Below are 3,818 nucleotides of genomic sequence, written 5' to 3' on the forward strand. Positions count from 1 at the left end.
ACCTGGCCCACCGGAGAGACAACAACCAAACAATGCCATCCGCGCCTTCCGGCGCCACCATCCCTCATGGCCATCACTGATCCATCAAACCCGCGTTGTAAAATCAGTCAGCACTGTGAGAAATGCAGGCTAGCAGGAGGCCGCGCGCCGCGAAGCCGGCAGTGGCACCTCCAACCAAAAGCGCGAAAACAACCCCATCCACAGTAGCCGGTGCCAGCTTTATCAATGGCTTGCCGGCCGGCGCGATGTCTCTCGGATTTTACGAAGCGGTTTGACTCGTCGGGCAAAACACCGGCATTATTGCATCATGGCCGGTTGCGCGCCTGCCCTCCCTCCGTGAACCTCTTCCTGAGCAGCGATGCAGGCATGGATTCGATCGGCGAACGCATGCCTTGTCCGCTCTGCCCTTGTGAGCGGATAAGCCTGCCCGCACTAGCAAGTCGGCAGAGGGCCCATAAGCCGACATCGCTCCAATCAAGCAGCGATACTTGTCAGGCTCCTTAGCGGCCATAGGGGAAGCAGCGGTTGCGATCGAGTGTGAGACCGAAATGCGCTCCCAGCGCAGCGATGGCTGCTTCCTGCTGAGGATAAGGATCGGCATTGGATGCGGCAACGATGATGATCCGGAACCCGCCGCGATCCTTGCCACCCGGTGGCAGCATCGCTGTAGTCAGTGCATTGCCCTCCCTGTCGCGCAACGTGAGGAAAAGCGGCATCTCTCGCTGTACATGGGCCTCGAGGCCGATGTCGCGCTCGATCGCGTTGGGCCGCTCCGGACGCCAGGACTGGACTGCCTTCTCCCACTCGCGGCGGAAATATTTCTCGACTGTGTGGCTCATCAGGCGCGACTCATGCACCGCCTCACCTTCCGTCTCGATACGGAACCAGGTCTTACCCTTCGGCGCGTCGCAAACATACTGCATATTCGCCCGTCCTGCGATCGCCGCAATTCTAGGGCGGCGGGCCTGCAAAGCCAATATGAGAGCGAGGCGACAGTTACGGCGGGCCGCGGCCGAGCGTCGAGAACTGCGGGTGCGTCGCTCGCGCTACCGGCGGACGCGGCGTCGGGGGCGACGTCTCCAGTACGGGACGCGGCGTGTACGTACCGTTCTCCGCTGGGTTGCCGAACTTGCAGATCTCCACCACGTTCCGCAGCGTTTCATTCGCCTTGCCCAGCTGTAGCTTGAAGAAGCCAAGCTGCGTCTCGTAAAGACAGCCGTTGAGGAAGACGAGGCTGGTCGCATTATCCAAGGGGTCGCCGAACTGATCGCGGGAGGCAATCAGCTGGCGGCGGGACCCGTCGGGTGAGAAGGCCCAGACGTCGCTGTTGTACGTATCACCGAAGTAGACCGTTCCGTCGGGGCCCACCTCGAGACCGTCATTGGCCCCCAGCCCTGCGGCAAAGAGATCTGCCTTGCCCGCCGAGCCGTCGGCCTGGATCGGGATGCGCACCAGCAGCCCGCTCCCGGTGGGACCGCCGGGGCCGCCGTCGGTGCCGGCGAAGAGGTAACGGCCATCGGGGCTAAGAGCCACGGTGTTGATTCCAATGTAACCACCCACCGTGCCGTTCTTCGTGTTCCACGTACCGGTCTGCTCGGTCCAGCCGAGCAGGGGGTCATCCGACCAGACGCCCCCGTGGCCGGCGCGATCGAACTTCCAGATCACCCCGAGTTCGAGATCGGAGACGTACACGTTGCCGCTCGGATCGATCGCGATGTCGTCGGGGAAGCAGAGCGAGACGCCGGTTCCACGCGTCACGAACGGGCTTACCGCTCCAGTCTGTGGGTTGACCCGGTAGATACCGGTTGATGCGTCGGTGGCGTCGCGACAGTCAGGATGATCCTCCGTGAACAGGTCGACCTTCGTCGCGCGCTTGAAGGCGGCAAGGATAGTGCCGTCGGTGGGATCCCGCTCGATGCCGATAAGGTCGCCCTTGAGGTCGCCGCCCGGCACGTCCGCAACCTTCTTCTTCTCGCCGGTGGCCGGATTGACGTGCCAGATCTGATCGAGGACGAAGAGCGAGACATAAAGCCCGTCCTTGCCGTCCGTGGTGATTCCCTCCGGCACCCCCGGCGCATCGCCCACGTTGTCGAATGTGACGACAGTCCGAGCAGTACGACCCGCTACGCTCTGTGCGGAGGACTCCCCGGGGGCTGCGAGAACGGTGAGTATAAGAACGCCGACAATCGAGAAAACCAATCTCATCATTGCTCCGCTCCTCCCGCTTTCTTCAAGGCTACATCCACCCACAATCAACATCAATGATCAAAGCCGCCTTGGCCGCACAATGGCTATTCACAGCGAACTTAAATGACCAGTTTCTGGATCGCCACCTCAACTGAAGGCCGATAGCGGCAACAGCGGGACCAGCGTGCAGATCGGGTAACGGGCCACCAAGCAAGCCGCCCGCTCCTACGGCGCTATGCGGCGCATCGACATGACCTATGCGGGCTGACGTCAGCTCCGGGTCAAAATCGGCGATCTGGGCCGCTGCAAGCGGCTTCCGGTCTACACCCGACAGCCGACGCTTGGACGAGCATTGAGCTAGGCAGCATGGGGCCAATTTCAGACTCGTGCACGCAACGAAGAGCCCTATTCGATCACCCGGTCCGCGCGGGCGACAAGGAGGGGTGGAAGATCGAGGCCAATTGCTTTCACGGTCTTCAGGTTGACGATTAGTTCAAATCGGCGAGGCCGCTGGATCGGCAGGTCACCCGGACTAGACCCCCGCAAAATTTTTGTCGACCGAAGCGACCGCATTCTGCACAAGCTCTCGATTTATGGGTCCGTAAAACAGAAGGGGATAGAGTGGCGCGGCGACGCGTGTCCAAACATCAACATCGACGATAGTGGGCAGGCCTTTATCCACGGCAAACTGCATCACGACCGAACGCGCCTTGTCGCTAAAAAAAGACGTCAGCAGTAGGCCGCCTGGTTTCCATTCGTCGATCTCGGCGAGCGCAGCCTATGGCTGATCGGAGTTCGCCACCTCGACGATGTGAAGCTCCAAGTTAAGCGAGCGTGCCGCGCTATTGAGCTCAGCGTAGGCTGGCTCGATCTCCTCTTTAGGAAACGCGGGTATGACGTAACTCCACAAGGCGGCGACTCGTTTGATGTCCGGCTTGGCCTCGCGGAGCAGTTGCAACATCTTGCCCCAGACCCCCGTCTCTGTATAGATCGCGTTGCCTGTGACATTCCTTCCGGGCTTGGCGAGGCTGTCAGCCACGCCAGCCTCGACCGGGTATCCAGAAGTCAGCATCACAATAGGAATTGACCCCGTTGCGCGTTGCAGAGCGAGCGCATAGGCCGTTGTAATAGTGAAAATGAGGTCAGGCTTGTTCGCCACCACGCGTTGTGCGGCTTCATCCAATGGACCGCGGCTTCCCAGTTGTTTGCCTGACTGCATGATGACGAAGTCCTGCCCCTCGATCCAGCCGAGGACGCGCATTTCTGCCCGCCAGGCTTCGAGCGTTGCCGGGTAAAGATCGGGCAAGAAGGCGATCCGTCTGGGAGCTCTGTTGGTATTCTGCGCCCGCGCGGCAAACGGCCAGGTCGCTGCCGTGCCACCGAAAAGCGTGATGACCTCGCGCCGTTGCATGTGTCCCCTGAGGGGAAAAAGGTTGACACGCCAAGCCTAACACTTTGGGACGCGGCGGCGGGTGAGAAAGGGCAGTCAATTGACCCTAGACGCTGCGACCCAATGCCCGCTCCGGGTCAACGATCGGGATAGGGGGACGTCTCGCGACGCCACCCCTCCCACACCACCGGGCATACGGGTCCGTACCACGGCGGTTCGATCGAGTTAAGCCGGCACAGGC

At 61.3% G+C, this 3,818-nt stretch carries 3 protein-coding genes; all 3 read right to left on the reverse strand.

What is annotated here, in order from left to right:
* Positions 1-500 precede the first annotated feature (500 nt).
* The 3 genes from IVA82_RS33630 to IVA82_RS33640 all read right to left on the reverse strand — a co-directional run bounded on the left by IVA82_RS33630 (position 501) and on the right by IVA82_RS33640 (position 3,598).
* A complete protein-coding gene (locus tag IVA82_RS33630) occupies positions 501-923 on the reverse strand; it encodes a hypothetical protein (protein ID WP_247384524.1) in 423 nt (140 codons plus the stop codon).
* Between the two features lie 73 nt (positions 924-996).
* The gene (locus tag IVA82_RS33635; protein WP_247384525.1) at positions 997-2,208 is read right to left on the reverse strand and encodes a hypothetical protein; all 1,212 of its coding nucleotides are present in this window, start codon (positions 2,206-2,208) and stop codon (positions 997-999) included.
* Between the two features lie 757 nt (positions 2,209-2,965).
* On the reverse strand, positions 2,966-3,598 hold the full coding sequence (locus tag IVA82_RS33640; RefSeq protein ID WP_247384527.1) for an ABC transporter substrate binding protein: 633 nt from the start codon (positions 3,596-3,598) through the stop codon (positions 2,966-2,968).
* Between the last annotated feature and the right edge of the window lie 220 nt (positions 3,599-3,818).

Origin of the sequence: Bradyrhizobium sp. 142 (assembly GCF_023074015.1) — a bacterium.
Lineage (GTDB): Bacteria > Pseudomonadota > Alphaproteobacteria > Rhizobiales > Xanthobacteraceae > Bradyrhizobium.